At 59.6% G+C, this 18,831-nt stretch carries 14 protein-coding genes and 1 tRNA gene; 4 read left to right on the top strand and 11 right to left on the bottom strand.

All coding sequences use genetic code 11. The features are described 5' to 3' along the window. Window positions 1–134: 134 nt before the first annotated feature. A complete protein-coding gene (locus ACK59H_RS12215; RefSeq protein ID WP_060477453.1) occupies window positions 135–596 on the bottom strand; it encodes an Lrp/AsnC family transcriptional regulator in 462 nt (153 codons plus the stop codon). Window positions 597–834: 238 nt separating this feature from the next. Between ACK59H_RS12215 and ACK59H_RS12210 the strand changes: the two genes are divergently transcribed. Beyond that, window positions 835–1,518, top strand: a complete 684-nt coding sequence (locus tag ACK59H_RS12210; RefSeq protein WP_081016611.1) for a CatB-related O-acetyltransferase — start codon at window positions 835–837, stop codon at window positions 1,516–1,518. 68 nt (window positions 1,519–1,586) lie between these two features. On the opposite strand, the gene ACK59H_RS12205 is transcribed toward ACK59H_RS12210, so the two are convergent. From ACK59H_RS12205 to rpsU, 5 genes are all read right to left on the bottom strand, one after another. Next, window positions 1,587–1,663, bottom strand: a tRNA-Ile gene (locus ACK59H_RS12205). Between the two features lie 16 nt (window positions 1,664–1,679). Further along, window positions 1,680–5,423 (bottom strand): EAL domain-containing protein, encoded by a 3,744-nt coding sequence (locus ACK59H_RS12200; protein WP_060477454.1) that lies wholly within the window; start codon window positions 5,421–5,423, stop codon window positions 1,680–1,682. A gap of 118 nt (window positions 5,424–5,541) precedes the next feature. Then, entirely contained in the window at window positions 5,542–7,389 is a 1,848-nt protein-coding gene (rpoD, locus tag ACK59H_RS12195) for an RNA polymerase sigma factor RpoD (RefSeq protein ID WP_060477455.1), read from the bottom strand. Window positions 7,390–7,456: 67 nt separating this feature from the next. After that, window positions 7,457–9,439 carry a DNA primase gene (gene dnaG, locus ACK59H_RS12190; RefSeq protein WP_060477456.1) on the bottom strand — a complete coding sequence of 661 codons (1,983 nt, stop codon included), beginning with the start codon at window positions 9,437–9,439 and terminating at the stop codon, window positions 7,457–7,459. A 283-nt stretch (window positions 9,440–9,722) separates the two neighbouring features. Beyond that, window positions 9,723–9,938, bottom strand: coding sequence for a 30S ribosomal protein S21 (gene rpsU / locus ACK59H_RS12185; protein ID WP_003255575.1), 216 nt, complete (start codon window positions 9,936–9,938; stop codon window positions 9,723–9,725). 204 nt (window positions 9,939–10,142) lie between these two features. Here rpsU and tsaD point away from each other — a divergent pair, with 204 nt between their 5' ends. Next, window positions 10,143–11,168 (top strand): tRNA (adenosine(37)-N6)-threonylcarbamoyltransferase complex transferase subunit TsaD, encoded by a 1,026-nt coding sequence (gene tsaD / locus ACK59H_RS12180; protein WP_060477457.1) that lies wholly within the window; start codon window positions 10,143–10,145, stop codon window positions 11,166–11,168. 15 nt (window positions 11,169–11,183) lie between these two features. Here the strand turns inward: tsaD and plsY are convergent, their stop codons facing one another. Then, complete coding sequence (plsY, locus tag ACK59H_RS12175; RefSeq protein ID WP_060477458.1) at window positions 11,184–11,753, bottom strand: glycerol-3-phosphate 1-O-acyltransferase PlsY; 570 nt, start codon at window positions 11,751–11,753, stop codon at window positions 11,184–11,186. 74 nt (window positions 11,754–11,827) lie between these two features. Here plsY and folB point away from each other — a divergent pair, with 74 nt between their 5' ends. Together folB and folK are read left to right on the top strand one after the other, a co-directional pair. Then, entirely contained in the window at window positions 11,828–12,184 is a 357-nt protein-coding gene (gene folB, locus ACK59H_RS12170) for a dihydroneopterin aldolase (RefSeq protein WP_060477459.1), read from the top strand. Continuing rightward, entirely contained in the window at window positions 12,175–12,684 is a 510-nt protein-coding gene (gene folK, locus ACK59H_RS12165; RefSeq protein ID WP_060477460.1) for a 2-amino-4-hydroxy-6-hydroxymethyldihydropteridine diphosphokinase, read from the top strand. The genes folB and folK overlap by 10 nt, the downstream gene beginning before the upstream one ends. Window positions 12,685–12,731: 47 nt before the next feature. Here the strand turns inward: folK and ACK59H_RS12160 are convergent, their stop codons facing one another. The 4 genes from ACK59H_RS12160 to ACK59H_RS12145 all read right to left on the bottom strand — a co-directional run bounded on the left by ACK59H_RS12160 (window position 12,732) and on the right by ACK59H_RS12145 (window position 18,781). After that, a complete protein-coding gene (locus ACK59H_RS12160) occupies window positions 12,732–13,826 on the bottom strand; it encodes a multifunctional CCA addition/repair protein (RefSeq protein ID WP_060477461.1) in 1,095 nt (364 codons plus the stop codon). A gap of 54 nt (window positions 13,827–13,880) precedes the next feature. Then, window positions 13,881–15,449, bottom strand: coding sequence for a SpoVR family protein (locus tag ACK59H_RS12155; RefSeq protein WP_060477462.1), 1,569 nt, complete (start codon window positions 15,447–15,449; stop codon window positions 13,881–13,883). Next, entirely contained in the window at window positions 15,446–16,717 is a 1,272-nt protein-coding gene (locus tag ACK59H_RS12150) for a YeaH/YhbH family protein (protein WP_060477463.1), read from the bottom strand. The genes ACK59H_RS12155 and ACK59H_RS12150 overlap by 4 nt, the downstream gene beginning before the upstream one ends. 141 nt (window positions 16,718–16,858) lie before the next feature. Further along, window positions 16,859–18,781 (bottom strand): PrkA family serine protein kinase, encoded by a 1,923-nt coding sequence (locus ACK59H_RS12145; RefSeq protein WP_060477464.1) that lies wholly within the window; start codon window positions 18,779–18,781, stop codon window positions 16,859–16,861. Between the last annotated feature and the right edge of the window lie 50 nt (window positions 18,782–18,831).

Here is an 18,831-nt window from a genome sequence, read left to right as displayed (position 1 = left end):
AGATGGCTGTGGGTCATTTTATGAAGGGTGGTGCTCGTTATTAAGATGCATAACGTCGTCGGAATGCATGTTTGTCTGTCATTTCGACGGATGTGTTGACTATTTCGATGGCTCCGGCTTGTGCAATGCCAAAGTCAAACCGGCTGCCCGCGATCGACCTTGCTGCTGAGGATGATCGATGTAGTGGTTTTCTCCACGCCCTCGACGCTGCCAATCTGGTCCAGCAGTTGGTCCAGTTGCTCTGGCGAATCGCTGCGCAACCAGGCCACGTAATCGAATTCGCCGCTCACCGCACACAGTTGTTGCACTTGCCCCATGGCGCTTAGCCGCCGCACCACTTCCTTGCCGGAGCGTGGCTGGACCTTGATGCCCACATAGGCTTGCAACCCACCGCCACTCAGGCGTTGGCCCAGGCGCACTCCGTAGCCGGTGATCACCTTGTTCTTCTCCATACGTTCCAGGCGCGAGTTGACCGTGGTGCGCGCAATGCCCAGTTGCCTAGCCAGGGTAGCGACGCTTTCGCGAGCGTTGATCTGCAGCAGGGCGAGCAACTGGCGGTCGATTTCGTCGAGAATGATGGGGCGGGCGTCCGACATGGCAGGGTCTCTACGGTGGGTTCGCTAGCCTATCCAGCGCTATAGCAGCAGGGCAAGCCCAGCTTGCGTTGCCAGTCAGGCAGCGAAGCGCGTTCGTTCACTCCTTTTACATGGCGCGGTGTCTGCGGGTACGGCGGCGCCCTTTGTGATGCTGGGCGGGTTAGAATCCATGCCCGATGGTTTTCATGACAGACATTCGGCCACCGTCTGGCTGAATGCTGAACATTCAGGAGCAGTGATGCGGGTCACGGATTGGTATTGGAAGCGCTGGATTCGCCGTCGCGGGTTGAAGTTCAGCACCGCTGTCTCAGAGCTCAGTAGCAAGTCCACCCTCAATATCGAGGAAGGGGTGCGAATCGGGGAAGTCGCTATCGATACCCGCGAGCTTAGCGTAGGGGCGAACACCTACATCCGCAGCGAATGCCTGTTGCAGGTGGTGGGCTCCATTGGCCGCTTCTGTTCGATCAGTACCGGTGTTGTCCTGGGCCAGGAAAAGCATACACACCCGTTGAACTGGCTAAGCACCCATCCGTTTCAGTACACGGACACTGGCCTTGAGTACACCGCACGCTTTGACCTTGCAACGATCGGCCATGACGTGTGGATTGGCCATGCTGCCATGGTCATGGAAGGTGTGACGGTCGGCACAGGTGCCGTCATCGCAACCCGCTCGCTGGTCACCAAGGACGTACCGCCCTACGCGGTGGTTGCTGGCGTGCCAGCCAAGGTCATCCGCTACCGATTCCCCCCTGAAGTGATCGAGCGCCTGCTGGCGTCGCAGTGGTGGGAGCGTGACATCGAGCAACTGAAGGCGCTTCCCATGGACGATCCGGATGCATGCCTTGAAGCGCTGGAGAGCATTCCAAAGGTAGGTTATCGGAAAATTCAGATTACGCGGCGAGGGTGCCAAGAGCTGGTTTGAACCTTGGGCTGTTCGGGTGCTGGCCTCTGAGAAACCAAAAAGCCGCGCAGAGCGCGGCTTTTTTTATTTGGTGGGCCCACACGGACTCGAACCGTGGACCAAAGGATTATGAGTCCTCTGCTCTAACCAACTGAGCTATAGGCCCTCAGTAAGTGCCGGGATTATAACGAGGGTTTCGATACCGTGCCATCCGAAAGATCGCTTAGTGCTATACGAAGAAAGCTCGCCGCGAATTCATCAGGTGGCAATGGCAGGCTGACGATGTATCCCTGAATCTGCTCGCAGCCTTCAGCGGCAAGGAAACGCTGCTGTGCCTGGTTCTCTACCCCTTCGGCGATGATCGTCAGCTGCATGCTGCGCCCCAGGGCGATGATGGCGCGGGCGATTGCGGCGTCGTGGGGGTCATCCGGCAAGCCACGGATGAACGATTTGTCGATTTTCAGGATGTCCAGCGGCAGGCGCTTGAGGTAGCTGAGCGATGAATAGCCGGTGCCGAAGTCATCGATCGCCAGCTGTACGCCCAGTTGCTTGAGTTGATGCAGCACGGCCAGGGCTTCTTCGGCCTGGCTCATGATGAAGTTTTCGGTGATTTCCAGCTGCAGGTCGCCTGCCGTCAGTTGATAGACCTTGAGCAGGTGCTCGATACGTTTGGCAAGGTTGGGTTGGCGTAGTTGTGCCCCCGCGAGGTTGATCGACAGCGGGCCAAAGGCCCTGTAGGTCTTCTTCCAACTGTGCATCTGCTGGCACGCCTGCTCCAGCACCCAATCCCCTAGCTGCAAGATGGTCCCGTTCTCTTCGGCCAAGTGAATGAAGTGCTCAGGCGGTACTTCGCCAAAGGTCGGGTGGCTCCAGCGGATCAACGCTTCGGCGCCAACCAGCGTCTGGGTCTTGAGGCTCAGCTTGGGCTGGAAGCTCAGGCTCATCTCGTTACGCTCGATGGCGCGGCGCAGTTCATGCTCCATGGCGATGCGTTCGCTGGCCTGCACGGTCAGGTCGCAGGTGTAGGCTTCCACACGGTTGCGGCCTTTGGCTTTGGAGCGATACATGGCGGCGTCGGCGTTGCGGATCAAGGTCGCGACGTCGGTGCCGTCCTGTGGATAGAGGCTGGTGCCGATACTGGCGCTGGTGAAAAACTCGTGCTCGCCCGCCTGGAACGGGGCGACGAAGCACGCTAGCAATTTGTTGGCGATAGCCTGGGCATCGGTGGGTTTGTGAAGCCCCGGCAGCAGGATGATGAACTCGTCGCCACCCAGGCGGGCCACGGTGTCGACGTCGCGCACCTGCTCCTTGAGGCGTTGCGCGATGCCTTTTAGCAATAGATCGCCGACTGGGTGGCCGAGGCTGTCGTTGATGTGTTTGAAACGGTCAAGGTCCAAGAACAGCACTGCGCCCTGGCGGTTGGACACTTGTGCGCAGGTCAACGCAGCTTGCAGGCGGTTTTCGAACAGCGCGCGGTTGGGCAGGCCGGTGAGCGGGTCGTGGTGGGCCTGGTAGTCGAGCTTGGCCTGGGCGTGCTTGATGCTGGAAATGTCGGCAAATACCGCGACGAAGTGTGTGATGACATGCTCACTGTTGCGTACGGCGCTGATCGTCAGCCAGCTGGGGTACAGCTCGCCATTCTTGCGCTTGTTGTAGATCTCGCCTTGCCAGTGGCCTTCAGCGGTGAGCTGGTGCCACATGGCGATATAGAACGCGCTGTCATGCTGGCCTGAGGCAAGCAGACGCGGGGTCTGGCCAAGGGCTTCGATCTCGCTGTAGCCGGTGATTTCGCTAAAAGCGCGGTTGACCGCGCTGATGCGTTGGTCGGTGTCGGTGATCAATACGCCTTCGGCGGTGTTTTCGAACACGGTCGCAGCCAGCTGCAGTTTTTCCTGCATCAGGTGGCGCTCGGTGATGTCACGGGCGATAGTCAGCATGCAGTCCACACCACCGATTGGCAGCGGCCTTGCCGATAGCTCGCAAAGGCGGATTTGCCCATCGCTGCGACGGATGTGGCAACTGAAATCACGCACGAAGCCATCTCGGCCCAGCTGGCCGATCAAACGCTTGCGCTCATTGAGGTCGACCCAGATCCCGAGATCGAACGAGGTCTGGTCGATCGGTGTGTTGAACTCGTAACCGGTCAGGCGGCAAAAACCTTCGTTGACTTCCAGCAGCAAGCCATCGCTTTGACGCGATAGCAGCAGCCCGTCCGGCGAGGCGTGGAAGGCCTTGGCGAACTTCTCTTCGGAGGTTTGCAGTTGTTGCTGGGTTTGTTTGAGCTGGCTGATATCGCGCACTGCCACCACCAGCGCCAGGCTGCCGTCCAGCTCGAAGGTTTCGGCTGAGGTAAGCCCCGTGAACAACTCGCCGTCGTTGCGCCGGAAGGTCATTTCCACATTGCGGATGCCACCTTGATGCAGGCGCTCCAGCAGCTTCGGGCCCATACCTTCGTTTGCCCACAAATTGAGCTCGGTGGCGGTGCGGCCGATCACCTGACCCGGGCTTAAGCCAATTTGCTCCTCGAAGGCTTCATTGACTTCCAGCAGCACGCCGTCGCTGTGCCGTGCGATCAACAGGATGTCCGGGCATTGCTCGAACACCGAGGCGAACTTCTGTTGCGACAGCCGCAAAGCATCTTCGGTACGTTTGGTTTCACTGATGTCGATCATCAGGCCACGCATGAGCGGGCGGGGGCCGTGCTCGATCATGCTGACGATGTTGCGCACCCATAGCGGCTGGCCATCGGCGCGCATAACCCGGTAATCAAGGCTATGGTCCCGCCCGGCGGCAGTTTCGCTTTCGCACAAGGCCTGGGCCCAGAGTGCATCGTCAGGGTGCAGAATGCTGCGCCAGAAGCCAGGCTTGAGCCAGTCATGCAGCGGGTAGCCCAGCAGATCTTCGGCGTGGGGTGAAACATAGCTGTAAGTGAAGTCGTTGGCGTCGGCTTCCCAGGCGATGGCCGACAGGCTCTCGATCAGGCCGCGGTAATGGTATTCGCTGCTGCGCAGCTCCTGCTCCAGTGCTATGCGCCGGGAAATTTCCGAGCTGAGGCGGCGATTGATGCGAATGACCGCCGCCAGAATGGCAATCAGCAGCAACACGGCGGGCAGGCCATAGAGCAGCGTGTCCTGCCAGAAGCTGCGTTGGTCCACAACATTGCCCACCCAGCGTTGCTGGATCTCACTGACCTCATCGCTGGACATGTCGGCTATCACTTTGTCGAGGATGCCAATCAGTGCCTGCTGGTCGCGTGGGGCGGCCATTGCCAGCTGGTAACGATAAGGCGTGTCGCCGCTGACATACAGCCCTTCCAGCTTGAGTTGGCGCAGGCTCCAGATGCTCGAGGCGAGATCGCCGACCACGGCGTCGACCGCATCGGTGGCCAAGGCCTGCAGAGCAGAACTCACATTGGGCAAGGCCACCAAGTTAAGGTCAGGGTGATGGGTACGCAGCAGTTCGTGAGGGGCGTAGTTCTCCACAACAGCCACCTTCAGCCCGTACAAGTCCTTGAGCGTGCGTGGCTGCGGGCCTTTCTCGTGGGCCAGGATGACGATGGGGAAGTCGAGGTAGGGGCGGGTGAAAGCCAGGTAACCCTGGCGTTCGGGCGTTGACATGATCCCCGGCAATAGATCGATCCGGCCATCGCGTGCCTGCTGCAGCACCTCGGTCCAGCTACTGGGTTCGACCGGTTTGAGTGATACCCCAAGACGGTCCTGGATCAAAGCGATGTAGTCGGCGGCCAATCCCTGGTACCGGCCCTCCTGGTCACGAAATTCGAACGGTGGCCAAGAGGCGTCGACGCCCAGCCTCAACTGCGGGTGGGCAGTGAGCCAGGTTTTTTCATCGTCTGTCAGGGTCAGGGCGCCGGCCGCTGTGTTCCACAGCATCAGGAACGACAACAGAATGGCCGGCATCGGCAGCATAGGGGCCTCGCATTCAGGTGGTCTGAAGTCGAGTGTAGCCGGGCATTACGCCTGCCGAGCAACTGAACACAACTATTTGTCGGATAAGAAAAACCCCGGCCTGGGCCGGGGTTCGTCATCACTCGTCGAGGAAGGAGCGCAAGTGCTCGCTGCGAGTCGGGTGGCGCAACTTACGCAACGCCTTCGCTTCGATCTGACGGATCCGTTCACGGGTCACGTCGAACTGCTTGCCCACCTCTTCGAGGGTGTGGTCAGTGTTCATGTCGATACCGAAACGCATGCGCAGCACCTTGGCTTCCCGTGCAGTCAGCCCCGAGAGCACGTCACGGGTCGCTTCCTTGAGGCTTTCGACCGTGGCTACGTCGATTGGGGACTGCATGGTCGAGTCCTCGATGAAGTCGCCCAGGTGCGAATCTTCGTCATCACCGATCGGGGTTTCCATGGAGATCGGCTCTTTGGCGATCTTCAATACCTTACGGATCTTGTCCTCAGGCATTTCCATGCGCTCACCAAGCTCTTCCGGGGTCGGTTCACGGCCCATTTCCTGCAACATCTGGCGGGAAATACGGTTGAGCTTGTTGATCGTCTCGATCATGTGCACCGGAATACGGATGGTGCGCGCCTGGTCGGCGATCGAGCGGGTGATTGCCTGGCGGATCCACCACGTGGCGTAGGTCGAGAACTTGTAGCCGCGACGGTATTCGAACTTGTCCACCGCCTTCATCAGGCCGATGTTGCCTTCCTGAATCAGGTCCAGGAACTGCAAGCCACGGTTGGTGTACTTCTTGGCGATGGAGATCACCAGACGCAGGTTCGCCTCGACCATTTCCTTCTTGGCGCGGCGGGCCTTGGCCTCACCGATGGACATGCGACGGTTGATTTCCTTGATTTCGGCAACGGTCAGACCGGTTTCGTTCTCAAGGTCGATCAGCTTCTGCTGGCAGGCGACGATCGCGGCGTCCTTTTCACCCAGGGCGGCAGCCCATTTGGTGCTGCGTTTGGCCAGGTCACCGGACCAGGTCTGGTCGGTTTCGTTGCCTGGGAACAGGCGCAGGAAGTCGGCACGCGGCATACGGGCGTCACGCACACACAGCTGCATGATCGCGCGCTCCTGCTGACGCAGACGGCTCAAGGCATCGCGCACACGCTCGACCAGAACGTCGAACTGCTTAGGCACGAGCTTGATCGGCATGAACAGGTCAGCAAGGGCCTGCAGCGCTTCGATGCTTTCCTTGGCGCTACGGTCGTGCTTTTTCAGGACCTTGGACGTGACCTGAAGCTGGTCGGCAACGGCGCCGAAGCGCTGGGCCGCGATGACAGGGTCAGGACCGCTTTCGGTCTCTTCCTCGTCGTCGCCGTCACTTTCTTCCTCTTCGTCTTCCGATTCTTCCTTGGCGGCAGGCGCCTTGGCACCAGGGACTGGCACCTCGTCGGTCGGCGCGGCGATGTTGTCATCAGGGTCGATATAACCGCTGAGAACGTCTGACAGACGGCCACCTTCGGCGGTGACGCGGTCGTATTCGCCGAGGATGTAGTCGACAGTGCCCGGGAAATGAGCGATGGCGCCCATGACTTCACGGATGCCTTCCTCGATCCGCTTGGCGATTTCGATTTCGCCTTCGCGGGTCAGCAGCTCGACAGTACCCATTTCACGCATGTACATGCGCACAGGGTCGGTCGTGCGGCCGATATCGGTTTCAACTGCCGCCAACGCAGCAGCGGCTTCTTCGGCCGCTGCTTCGTCGGTGTCGGCTTCCGCCAACAGAAGGGCATCCGCATCCGGAGCACTCTCGAATACGTTGATCCCCATGTCGTTGATCATGCGGATGATGTCTTCCACCTGTTCAGGATCTGAAATATCCTCAGGCAGGTGGTCGTTGACCTCCGCGTAAGTCAGGTAGCCCTGCTCACGACCGCGGGTGATCAACTCTTTGATACGAGACTGCTGTTGCGCTTTTCCGGACATAACACCCTATCCACTGAAGGTCTTGGCGGGCAAAAAACAAGCCGAGGATTATACCCGAGCATGGGCCTCACGCGCCAGATGAGGTCGGCGTTTGTGCGGGAACATTCCGGCTCAGCAAGGCGAGAAGCTGGGATTTTTCCTCGCTGGTCAATTCGCTTTGACGTGATTTCCTGAGCAGTTGTTCCAGGCTGCGCTCGCGTTGGCGGGCGGACAAGCTAGTTATGGTGTCGAAAAACTGTTGTTCAAGGTTGTCAGCCACGATCAACCATTCCTTTTCTGCCAGCGCGCGCAGCAGGCGGCCTTGTTCTGTGCCGTGCCAGCGTGCGATCAGCTGCATTGAGCTTAGCCCAGGATTTTTCTGAGCAGCTTCGATCAACGCTACCAATAGCTGGCTGTACAAATGTTCTTCGTCGGCGAAATGGCTGGCGTCCTCGACCTTGCCGGCCAGCAGCGGGTGGTGCAGCAAGGTGCGAAGGGCCGCCAGGGTCGGCGGTTCGACTGGCGCCGGTACCCGTGGCGGGGCTTCGTCGCGCCGTTGCCAGGGCTTGCCGCCTTTGCGGTTCTTGTCCCAGGGCTTATCGCTCCAAGGCTTTTTGCCCCCGCCTTTGTTTGGCTTCCACTCCGGTTCCTGATGAACGGCAGCGTAGTCGGGCAGTGGCATGTCGCCGTAGTCGGGTGTGTAGCTGGCCATGGCATCGTAGTCATAGCCTGGGTCGTAATCGGGCACCGGGCTGGCCGCTGGGGCATGCTGTGCCAGTTGCTCGACCTGCTGCGGGTCGAGGCCGGTGATTTCTTTGAGGCGGTTGCGCATGAGCTGGCGCAGGTTGGCTCCGGGGATCTTTTCGATCAGCGGTGCAGCCAAGGTGGCCATGTGTGCCTTGCCTTCCAGCGAACGTGGGTCGGCCTCGTTGCTCAGTTGCTCGAAAAAGTAATCCGCCAGTGGTTGTGCGTGCTGGTTGATCCGCGCCATGAATGCATCGGTGCCTTCGGCGCGCACCAGGCTGTCTGGGTCTTCGCCTTCGGGCAGGAACAGAAATCGCGCTCGGCGCCCGTCCTGCAGGGCAGAAAGGGTGGACTCCAGTGCGCGCCAAGCGGCCTTGCGCCCGGCCTGGTCGCCATCGAAGCAGAACAGCACGCTGGGTACTACTCGGAACAGGCGCTTGAGGTGTTCTTCGCTAGTGGCGGTGCCCAGGGTGGCGACAGCATTGCGCAGGCCTTGCTGGGCCAGTGCGATGACGTCCATGTAGCCTTCGACGACGATGATTTCGTCGAGGTTGCGGTTGTGTTTGCGAGCCTCATACAGCCCGTACAGTTCCTGGCCTTTGTGGAATACCGGGGTTTCCGGTGAGTTGAGGTACTTGGGCTTGTCGTCACCCAATACCCGGCCCCCAAAGGCGATGATGCGCCCGCGACTGTCACGAATGGGGAACATTACCCGGTCGCGGAAGCGGTCGTAGCGTTTGCCGCTTTCGGCGTTCTCGATCAGCAGGCCGGCGTCGATCATGACTTTTTGCTGCAGGCTATCGGCGCCCAGGTGCTTGAGCAGGTTGTCCCAGCCCGGTGGTGCGAAGCCCAGGCCGAAGTCCCTGGCGATTTCACCAGACAGCCCGCGGCCTTTGAGGTAATCCACTGCTGCCTTGCGGCTAGGGTGGCTGCGCAGGGCCTGGCGGTAGAACTCCGAGGCTGCATCCAGCAGCGGGTACAGCGGCGAGTCGGTTGGCTGGCGCGGTTTGTTGTCGCGACGGCCTTGCTCCCTGGGTACTTCCATGCCAGCAGCACGGGCCAGTTCCTCGACGGCCTGGGGGAAGTCCAGGTTGTCGTGGTCCATGACGAAGCCAAGGGCGTTGCCACCAGCCCCGCAGCCGAAACAGTAATAGAACTGCTTGTCGGGGCTGACCGTGAAGGATGGGGTTTTTTCCTTGTGGAACGGGCAGCAGGCAGAGTAGTTCTTGCCGGTTTTTTTCAGCTGAACGCGTGAACTCACCACGTCGACGATGTCGAGGCGGTTGATCAGGTCGTCGATGAAGCTCTGGGGAATCAGCCCGGCCATGGCAGTCTCGTCATCTGGAACTGGCAAGTCTAAACGCTAACGGGGGCGAGCGATGCTAGGAGAAGTACGAGGGGGTGTGTGCTCGTCGCCAGCCCAGGTTGCCGAGGGCTCGTCAGTCAGGACGTGCACGCCTGGCCGAAGCCAGCTCTGACGCTTTGAAACCTTTTGCCCGCTGCGTGTTGCGGCAGGCTCCTCGAGCTAGCTGCTCAAGGCCAAGCAAACCGCTGCCATCAGCCCGGCGGTGAGCCGGGCAAGGCAGAAGCTCTAGCGTAGAACGCCTGTATTAGTACAGACGAACGGCGCGGCGCTGTTCGCGCTGAACTTTCTTGGCGTGACGCTTAACAGCAGCAGCTGCTTTGCGCTTACGCTCGGCGGTCGGCTTCTCGTAAAACTCGCGGCTACGAACTTCAGCCAGTACACCGGCTTTTTCGCAGGAGCGCTTGAAACGACGCAGAGCTACGTCGAAGGGTTCGTTCTCTTTAACTTTGACGGCTGGCATCCAGGGCTACCTTAATTCATTACCGGGGTAGACGTGCTCCTGGCAAAACAAAGGTGTGCTGGAGAACGTCGGTTTTCAAGGGTTGCGGATGTTAACCCTTAGTACGCCGGAATGCAAAGCCTCTGATCGAAAACCGCTGGTCGGCACCCGGCACGGGGACTATCATGCGCGGCTTCGAATTCAGCCCCTACAAGGGACGAGCCCATGCTAGTACTGGGATTAGAAACATCCTGCGACGAAACCGGCGTCGCATTATACGACAGCGAGCGCGGTTTGTTAGCCGACGCGCTGTTCAGTCAGATCGACCTGCACCGCGTATTTGGTGGCGTGGTACCCGAGCTTGCTTCGCGTGACCATGTCAAACGCATGCTACCGCTCATCCGCCAGGTGCTGGAGGAGGCCGGTTGCGTTGCAACAGATATCGACGCGATCGCCTACACCGCAGGCCCTGGCCTGGTCGGCGCGCTGCTGGTCGGTGCATCGTGCGCCCAGGCCCTGGCCTTCGCCTGGGATATCCCGGCGATTGGCGTGCATCATATGGAAGGCCATTTACTGGCACCGATGCTGGAGCAGAACCCGCCCCAGTTTCCGTTCGTCGCTTTGCTGGTTTCCGGGGGCCATACCCAGTTGGTGCGGGTAGATGGCATCGGCCAGTACGCCTTGTTGGGCGAGAGCCTGGACGATGCTGCTGGTGAAGCCTTCGACAAGACCGCCAAGCTGATCGGCCTCAACTACCCAGGCGGCCCGGAGATCGCGCGCCTGGCACAGCAGGGTGTGCCGGGGCGCTTTGTGTTCCCGCGGCCAATGACCGACCGACCGGGCCTTGAGTTCAGCTTCAGCGGCCTCAAGACCTTCGCTCTGAATACTTGGCAGCAGTGCAAGAGCGCTGGTGACGACAGCGAGCAAACCCGTTGCGACGTATCCCTGGCATTCCAGCAGGCGGTGGTGGAGACTCTGACCATCAAGTGCAAGCGCGCACTCAAGCAAACTGGCCTCAAGCGCCTGGTGATCGCAGGCGGTGTGAGTGCCAACAAAGCATTGCGTGCCTCGCTGGAAGAGATGCTGGCAGGTCTGAAGGGCAATGTGTACTACGCGCGCCCGCAGTTCTGTACCGATAACGGCGCGATGATTGCCTACGCCGGTTGTCAGCGCCTGCTCGCCGGCCAGCAGCAGGACCTGGCGATCAGCGTGCAAGCGCGCTGGCCGATGGAGCAGTTGCCACCTTTGTGAATGCCTACGGGGGCGTCAGAAATGCCTTTCGCGCCCGGCAAACAAGTCGCGCAAATTGCTGCGGTGGCGCCAGACGATCATCACTGTCAGAACGGCGATCGGCAGGAGTGCCTCTGGTTCGCGCCAAGCTAGCAGTGGCAGGGTCAGCGGGGTAGCAACCAGAGCCGCAAGGGAGCTTGTGCGGGTGAGGTAGAAGGTTAGAAGCCAAGCGCCGACGGCAAGTAACGCCGCTGGAAAATACAGTGCCGTGAGCATGCCGGCCGCGGTGGCGACACCTTTACCTCCGCGAAACCGAAAATACAGTGGGAACAGGTGACCGAGCACTGCGCAAACGCCGACCCATGCCTGCTCCTGCAGGCCAAGGCCGGCAGCGCGGGCGAGCAGAACCGGTAACAAGCCCTTGCACAGGTCGCCCAGCAGGGTCAGGATCGCCATTTTACGGCCCGCCAGGCGTAGCATGTTGGTGGCGCCAGCATTGCCCGATCCGCTGGAACGCGGGTCCGGGCTGCCTGAAAGGCGGCTTAGGAGGATGGCGAAGGACAGCGAGCCAAGCAGGTAGGCGAGCAGCGCCAGTAACCAAAACATGCTAACTATTCCGGGCGAGGACGCCCTGATTCTAACGGCGCCCGTCGCCCTTGTCGTGCTGTGGAGAGAAGTGCTTGGACAGAGTGTTCATCGAAGGCCTGGAAGTCGATACCGTCATTGGTGCCTATGACTGGGAACGGGATATCCGCCAGTGCCTGCGCCTGGACCTTAGTTTCGCCTGGGACAACCGCCCTGCGGCAGCCGGTGATGACCTGAACCTGGCGCTGGACTACGCCAGTGTTTCGACGCGTGTGCAGGCGTTCGCCGAGCAGGCGCGCTTCGAGCTTGTGGAAACCTTCGCCGAACGGCTGGTGGCGACGCTGATGGAAGAATTCAACATTCCCTGGGTGCGACTGAAGCTGACCAAGCCGGGTGCCGTTCCAGCGGCCCGCGGCGGTGTTGGCGTGGAGATCGAGCGCGGATGTCTCTGAGCACGGTTTACCTGGGCCTTGGCAGCAACATCAATCGCTACCAGCACTTGTGCGCGGGGCTCGATGCATTGGCCGCCATTCTCAGTGATCTGCGTTGTTCACCAGCCTTCGAGAGCCAGGCGGTAGGCATCAAGAGTGGGCCGTTCATCAACTTCGTCGTCACCGGCAAGACCGATCTGCCGCTGCTGGAGCTGGACCGCCGGCTCAAGTTCATCGAGGCGGACAACGGCCGCTATGCGCCAGAGCGCAAGGGCTTGCCCCTGGATATCGATGTGCTCATGTACGACGACCTGCACGGCACATTCGACGGGCTGGTGCTGCCCAGGGCGGAGATTCTGAAAAATGCTTTTGTGCTGTGGCCATTGTCGCTGTTGGCACCAGACTTGGTGCACCCTGGGGCAGGGAAGTGCATGTCGCAGTTATGGCAGGAGGCGCAGATCGACCAAGTGCTGGCGCCTGTCGCCTTCGAGTGGCGTGGGTTGCAGCTGACTGCATTGTGAGCAGTGCCGGCCTCTTCGCGCCTTTAGCAGCGAAGAGGCCGGCAGGTTCAGTCGCCTTTGTAGGCCTCTAGCGCTTTAAGCCGTGCATCCTTGAGCGCCTCGCCCAAGCCTTGGCCGGTTAGCCCCGATCGCATCAGGGCCTGTGCATCAACCGCCCGGGCTGCCGTCGCTGCCCCGCGTAAGTAAGCAGCCTGTGGATAACCTACCGATACGGCCATCTGGCACGCTGCAAGAAAATCCTCGAACCGCTGCGGCCGCCGATAGACGTCGAATTTCTGCAGCATTTCCAGCAGTTTTGCCGGCGCTAGTTGCAATGCCTCGTCGGCCAATGGTGCCCATTCAGCCACCAGCAGAGCCAGTTCCTGACACTCGCGCGGCACCTTGAAGCGTTGATTGAGCGCTTTGATGGCAGCCGGCTCCAGGGCTCGCAGCAAGCAGGCCCATCGCACCGCCAGTGGCTGCTGGTGCTGAGCCGCCCGCTGCAGCGCCATTGTTGTATCCGCGCCATGCTCAAGCTCGGGCATCAGCTCCCTCAGGGCCCCGCAACTGCGTAATACCTGAATGAAGACTTGAGGCTGGCTTTCCATCAGCGCCCGCTCTATTTCTTTCCAGCTGCGCTCGGCTGTCAGCGCCTGCAACTCGCCCGACTCGGCGATCTGGCGCATCAGCGCCAATGTCTCATCGGCAACTTGAAAACCCAAGGGCGCGTAGCGTGCGGCAAAGCGGGCAACCCGAAGCACGCGCAAGGGGTCTTCGGCGAACGCAGCAGAAACGTGCCGCAAGATGCGTTGCTCAAGGTCTGCCTGGCCGTGATAAGGGTCGTAGACTGTGCCGTGCTCGTCCTCGGCCATCGCGTTGATGGTCAGGTCGCGGCGGATCAGGTCTTGTTCCAGTGTTACGTCAGGGCTTGCGTGAAAGGTGAACCCGCCATAGCCGCGCCCGCTTTTGCGTTCGGTGCGTGCCAGTGCGTATTCCTCTCCCGTGGTTGGATGCAGGAAAACCGGGAAGTCAGCACCCACCGGGCGATAGCCCTTGGCGTGCATTTCTTCTGCCGTAGCGCCCACCACCAGCCAGTCGATATCGCTGACCGGGCGCCCGAGCAAGCGGTCGCGTACTGCGCCGCCGACTTTGTAGATGTGCATGTGCAACCTCCATAACTGCCAACAGGATACCCCGTTGGCAGTTATGGCGGTGCATCAGAGGTGGTGAACCACGGCAAGGTCCATACGCCCATAGTCACCGCTATCGGCGTGCTCACCTCGCGGCGGCATGTGGTGAGTCTTGATCACTTTGTCACCCTGGACTGTCTCCAGGTGGATATCAAAGCCCCACAGCCGGTGCAGATGCTTGAGCACTTCCTCGGTCGAGTCACCCAGAGGTTTACGGTTGTGCTGCTGGTGACGCAGCGTCAGCGAGCGGTCGCCACGACGGTCGATGCTCCAGATCTGCACGTTGGGTTCGCGGTTGCCAAGGTTGTATTGGGCGGCCAACTGCTCACGGATGATGCGGTAGCCTGCTTCGTCATGGATGGCAGGCACCAGTAGGTCATCACGCTGATCGTCGTCGAGGATGCTGAACAGCTTCAAATCGCGCATCACCTTGGGTGACAGGTACTGCAGGATGAAGCTCTCGTCCTTGAAACTACTCATGGCGAACTTCAGGGTTGAAAGCCAGTCACTGCCGGCAATGTCGGGGAACCAGTGGCGATCCTCATCGGTGGGGTTTTCGCACATGCGGCGAATGTCAGTGTACATGGCAAAGCCCAGCGCATAGGGGTTGATGCCACTGTAGTACGGGCTGTCGAAGCCAGGCTGGAACACTACACTGGTATGCGACTGCAGAAACTCCATCATGAAGCCTTCGGTGATGAGGCCTTCGTCATACAGGTCGTTCATCAGCGTGTAATGCCAGAAGGTTGCCCAGCCTTCGTTCATGACTTGCGTCTGGCGCTGGGGGTAGAAGTACTGAGCGATCTTGCGCACGATGCGCACCACTTCGCGCTGCCAAGGTTCGAGCAGTGGGGCGTTCTTCTCGATGAAATAGAGAATGTTTTCCTGGGGCTCGGAGGGGAAGCGCGCATCGTCGCGCTCGCCGCCCTTTTCCGCACTTTTGGGGATCGTACGCCACAGATCGTTGATCTGCCGCTGCAGGTGTTCTTCACGGTCTTTCTGGCGCCGGCGCTCCTCTTCGGCAGAGATGGGATAGGGGCGTTTATAGCGGTCCACGCCATAGTTCATTAGCGCGTGGCAGGAGTCGATGAGGTCTTCCACAGCATCGATGCCGTGACGCTCTTCGCATTGGGCGATGTACTGCTTGGCGAACACCAGGTAGTCGATGATCGATGTGGCATCCGTCCAGGTGCGGAACAGGTAGTTGCCTTTGAAGAAGCTGTTGTGCCCATAGCAGGCGTGGGCGATTACCAGTGCCTGCATGCACATGGTGTTTTCTTCCATCAAGTACGCGATGCACGGGTCGGAATTGATCACGATCTCGTACGCCAGGCCCATTTGCCCGCGGCTATAGGACTTTTCTGTACTGAGGAATTGCTTGCCGTAGGACCAATGGTGATAACCCAGAGGCATGCCGACGGAAGCATAGGCATCCATCATCTGCTCTGCGGTGATGACCTCGATTTGGTTGGGATAGGTGTCCAGGGCGTATCTAGCGGCCAGCCGGCTGATTTCCCGGTCGTAGGTCTGGATCAGCTCGAACGTCCATTCGGACCCGGTGGAAATGGGTTGGCGTCTCTGTGCTCTGGCGGTCATGTGGCTAACCTGCGCTGAAAGAGTTCACGGAAGACCGGATAGATATCACCGGCCGATACCAACTGCTGCTGGGCGAAGGTGTCTGGGAAGGCCTCACCGATTCGCTCGTACTCGTACCACAGCGCCTGGTGCTCACGCGGGGTGATCTCGACGTAAGTGTAGTACTGCACATGCGGCATGATCTGCTTGGTCAGGATTTCACGACAGATCGGCGAGTCGTCGTTCCAGTTGTCGCCGTCGGAGGCCTGAGCGGCGTAGATGTTCCAGTCGGCGGCTGGGTACCGTTCGGCCATGATCTCCTGCATCATTTTCAGCGCACTGGAAACGATGGTGCCGCCGGTTTCGCGGGAGTAGAAAAATTCTTCCTCGTCGACTTCACGCGCGCTTGTGTGATGGCGAATGAACACTACTTCGATGCGGTCATAGTTTCGCTTCAGGAACAGATACAGCAGGATGAAAAAGCGCTTGGCAATGTCTTTGGTGGCCTGGGTCATCGAACCAGATACGTCCATCAGGCAGAACATTACCGCCTTGGAGCTGGGGTTGGGCTGTTTGACCAGCAGGTTGTACTTGAGGTCGAACGTATCGAGGAAGGGCAGGCGATTGATGCGTGCCTTGAGCCGTTCGATCTCCTGTTCGACTTCCTGGATGTCGGTGAAATTGTCGGGTTCCTCGACTTTTAGCCGGTCTAGCTCCTTCTGTGCTTCTCGCAGCAACCCACGGCTGCTGCCTGTCAGGGCGATACGTCGGGCATGTGCCGAGCGCAGGGTGCGCACGATGTTGATACGCGAAGGATTGCCTTCGTTAGCGATACCGGCACGCACGGTCTTGTAGGTGTCGGCACCGGTCAAGTGGCGTTTGACCAGGTTGGGCAGTTCTAAGTCCTCGAACATGAATTCGAGGAATTCTTCCTGAGTAATCTGGAAAACGAAGTCATCCATGCCCTCGCCGGAATTGCCGGCCTTGCCGCGGCCGCCACCACCCCCACCGCCTTGGGGCCTCGGAATATGTTCGCCAGCGGTGAATTCCTTATTGCCTGGATGGACGATGGTCTGCTTGCCACCACGGCCGTGGTGCAGCACCGGTTCATCGATGTCGCGTCCAGGAATGCTGATCTGCTCACCGTGCTCCATGTCCATGATGGAACGGCGGCTTACGGCCTCTTCAACGGCCTTCTTGATGTGTTCACGGTACCGCCGCAGGAAGCGCTGGCGGTTGACCGTACTCTTGTTCTTGCCGTTCAGGCGTCGGTCGATAACGTAGCTCATGGTCCCTCCGGTAGCTGGGAGCAGCTGCAAGCCACAAGCTTCAGGCTGCAGTAAAGTGCAGCCACCGCTGCTGCAAGCTAGAGCGCCGGGCTTGCGCTCGGCGCTGGTTAGCTTGCTGCATGCGGCTTGTAGCTTGCCGCTTTATTGCGATTTTCTGACCCGCAGGTACCATTCCGACAGCAGGCGCACCTGCTTGTCGGTGTAGCCACGCTCCACCATCCGCGTGACGAAGTCGTTGTGTTTCTGTTGGTCCTCCTTGCTGGCCTTGGCATTGAAGCTGATGACCGGCAGCAGGTCTTCGGTGTTGGAGAACATTTTCTTCTCGATCACCACCCGCAGCTTCTCGTAGCTGAGCCAGCTGGGGTTCTTGCCATTGTTATTGGCGCGGGCACGCAGCACGAAGTTGACGATTTCGTTGCGGAAGTCCTTCGGATTGCTGATACCTGCGGGTTTTTCGATCTTTTCCAGCTCTTCGTTCAGGGCAATGCGGTTGAGAATTTCGCCGGTTTCCGGGTCGCGGTATTCCTGGTCCTGAATCCAGAAGTCGGCATACAGCACATAGCGATCGAAGATGTTCTGCCCGTATTCGCTGTAGGATTCCAAATAAGCGGTCTGGATTTCCTTGCCGATGAACTCGATGTAGCGCGGTGCCAGGTATTCCTTCAGGTAGCGCAGGTAGCGCTCACGCACCTCGGCCGGGAACTGTTCCTGCTCGATCTGCTGCTCCAGCACATACAGCAGGTGAACAGGGTTGGCCGCAACTTCGTGTGGGTCGAAGTTGAACACTTTGGAGAGGATCTTGAAGGCGAAGCGGGTAGACAGACCGTTCATGCCTTCATCGACGCCTGCTGCGTCACGGTACTCCTGGATCGACTTGGCTTTAGGGTCGGTGTCCTTGAGATTCTCGCCGTCGTATACCCGCATTTTCGAGTAGATGTTGGAGTTCTCAGGCTCCTTGAGCCGCGACAGTACGGTGAACTGAGCGAGCATCTTGAGGGTGTCCGGCGCGCAATGGGCCTTGGAAAGCGAGCTGTTGATCAAGAGCTTGTCGTAGATCTTGATCTCGTCGCTAACCCGCAGGCAGTACGGCACCTTGACGATGTAGATCCGGTCGATGAACGCTTCGTTGTTCTTGTTGTTGCGGAAAGTGTGCCACTCCGATTCGTTCGAGTGAGCGAGCAGTATCCCGGTATAGGGGATCGCCCCAAGGCCTTCGGTACTGTTGTAGTTACCTTCCTGGGTCGCGGTCAGCAACGGGTGCAGCACCTTGATCGGTGCCTTGAACATCTCGACGAATTCCATAAGGCCCTGGTTGGCCCGGCACAGGGCGCCCGAGTAGCTATAGGCGTCCGCGTCGTTCTGCGGGAATTCCTCGAGCTTGCGGATATCCACCTTGCCCACCAGCGCGGAGATGTCCTGGTTGTTCTCGTCGCCTGGCTCGGTCTTGGCGATGGCGATCTGATTGAGGATGGAGGGGTATAGCTTGACCACCTTGAATTTGGTGATGTCGCCGCCGAATTCCTGCAGGCGTTTGGTAGCCCACGGTGACATGATGGTATTGAGGTAACGACGGGAGATCCCGTATTCCTCCTCAAGGATGGCCCCGTCTTCGGTAGGGTTGAACAGGCCCAGGGGCGATTCGAATACTGGCGAGCCCTTGATCGCGTAGAAGGGCACCTTTTCCATCAGTTGCTTGAGTTTTTCGGCCAGCGACGACTTACCGCCGCCTACCGGGCCCAGCAGATAGAGGATCTGCTTCTTCTCTTCCAGGCCTTGGGCCGCGTGGCGGAAGTAGGACACGATCTGGTCGATGCACTCTTCCATGCCATGGAAGTCGGCGAAGGCCGGGTAACGGCGAATCACCTTATTGGAGAAGATTCGCGACAGCCTAGAGTTGGTAGAGGTGTCGATCAGCTCTGGCTCACCGATGGCCAGCAACAGCCGTTCGGCCGCCGATGCGTAGGCACTGCGATCCTCTTTGCACAGCTCGAGGTACTCCTGCAGCGAGAGTTCTTCCTGGCGCGTGGACTCGAAACGTTGTTGGAAGTGGCTAAAAATACTCATGACGTCACCTCGCTCGATACGTTGAGACGACGCCGGATCAGTCAGCTGAT

Origin of the sequence: Pseudomonas sp. KCJK9000, assembly GCF_046230725.1 — a bacterium.
GTDB classification, from domain to species: domain Bacteria; phylum Pseudomonadota; class Gammaproteobacteria; order Pseudomonadales; family Pseudomonadaceae; genus Aquipseudomonas; species Aquipseudomonas promysalinigenes.
The sequence above is the reverse complement of the archived record's forward strand: the minus strand, read 5'-3'. Positions and strand labels throughout refer to the sequence as shown.